This window comes from Microbacterium sp. P2_F9, assembly GCF_056403635.1.
Genome location: NZ_JBFUFC010000379.1, coordinates 1 through 1616 on the forward strand (window position 1 = coordinate 1; position 1616 = coordinate 1616).

The following is a 1616-nucleotide window of genomic DNA, read 5'->3' on the forward strand; positions in this document are numbered from 1 at the left end:
GGCCTCGAAAGGCCTCGAAAACCGCCCGGAGCGGCCTGAGGAAGATCACCGCCTCGCTGTTGAAGTGAAACCGCCTCATGACGTCGTGCGGCGTCAGAGTTCGCACACAAAGGAGTGGATCGTATGGCAGTTGCAAGGAAGCGAGTGGGAATCACCCTCGCAGCGGGTGCGGCGGCAGCCGCGCTGATTCTCACGGGTTGCAGCGGCAACGCGTCAGACGACTCGGGTCCGAAGGAGGTCATTCTGGCGAGTGACAATGTGGACTGGGCCGACGACTTCGCCAAGATGGGCGAGCTGACGTCTGAGACCACCGGATACGGCATCAAGTCCCTCGCTCTCCCCGACACCGTCAGCTACACCCAGGGTGTGCTGCAGTCCATCGGGACGAACAAGTCGCCTGACATCGTCAAGTGGTGGAGCGGAAAGATGGTCGAGGCGCTCGCGGCCTCGGGCAACCTCGAGGACCTCACGGATGTCTGGGACAAGGCGGTGGCCGCGGGAAACCTCGATGACGCGCTGCGGCCGTACTACTCCTACGAAGGCAAGGTGTTTGCCATCCCGCTCGGTGTGTCGGACTCCGTGCACTACTACTCGAAGGCGGCCTTCGAGGCCGCCGGGATCACGGAGATGCCCCAGACGTTCGCCGAGTTCGAGGACGACATGGACAAGCTCAAGGGGGCTGGATACATCCCCCTCTGTCTGCCGGCTGCAGACGCGTGGCCGGTCATCATGCCTTACCAGACGATCGCGGGTGCGATCGACCCCCAGTTCTACTCGGACCTCACGCAGAACAAGGCGAAGTGGAACGACCCGGCCGGTAAGAAGGTGCTCGAGAAGATCTCCAGCTGGATCAAGGCCGGCTACACCACCGCATCGGACACCAAGGGTGCGGACTGTGCCGCTCTCCTGGCCAGCGGCAAGGTCGCCATGACGAATTTCGGCACGTGGTACAACGGCTCGATGGCTGCGGCGGGCTTCACTGGAGACGGCTATGGCGCATTCATCGCGCCTTCGGCGTCCGGACCCGGTGCGGCGAACTACTTCGTCGAGGCGTCATCCTTGGCCGTTTCCAAGAACGCGCCGCACAAGCAGGCCGCGCTGGACACGCTGCTCGCATGGCTGGACGTGAAGCCCCAGGAGCAGTGGCTGAAGACGACCCTCGACCTGCCGGTCAACCCCAAGGTGACGAGCTCCGACCCCGTCCTCGGCGAGATCACGGCCCAGGTTGAGAAGGAGGCGCCGGCCCCGCTCAACCGCTATTACGAGGCGTTCCCGCCGAAGCTCGTGCAGTCCACGATCGCGACCCTCCAGGCCTTCTACGTCTCGGGTGACGACCCGGACGGTGTCGCCGACGAGCTGCAGCGTCAGGCGGACATCGAGTGGCCTGCGTGGGAAGAGAATCCCGCGATCGGCTGATCCTGTGGTGGCCTCAGAGGTCTGCACGTCGACTTCTGAGGCCACCGCACATTGTGCCCACGAACCCCTAGTTTCGTAAGAAGGAAGCATGCTCCAGGCACCGAGCGCTGTGAGATCCGCACCGCCCACCACACCCATCTCGACCAGGTCCTACAAGGTGAGCTGGCGCGACAAGCTCTCCGCGATTCCCTTCCTCGCAC

The 1616-nt window shown here is 63.9% G+C and carries 1 protein-coding gene; it reads left to right on the forward strand.

Annotation, left to right across the window (positions count from 1 at the left end; all coding sequences use genetic code 11):
• Nucleotides 1–144: 144 nt before the first annotated feature.
• Nucleotides 145–1416 carry an ABC transporter substrate-binding protein gene (locus tag AC1DVT_RS20165; protein ID WP_477391168.1) on the forward strand — a complete coding sequence of 424 codons (1272 nt, stop codon included), beginning with the start codon at nucleotides 145–147 and terminating at the stop codon, nucleotides 1414–1416.
• Nucleotides 1417–1616: the final 200 nt, after the last annotated feature.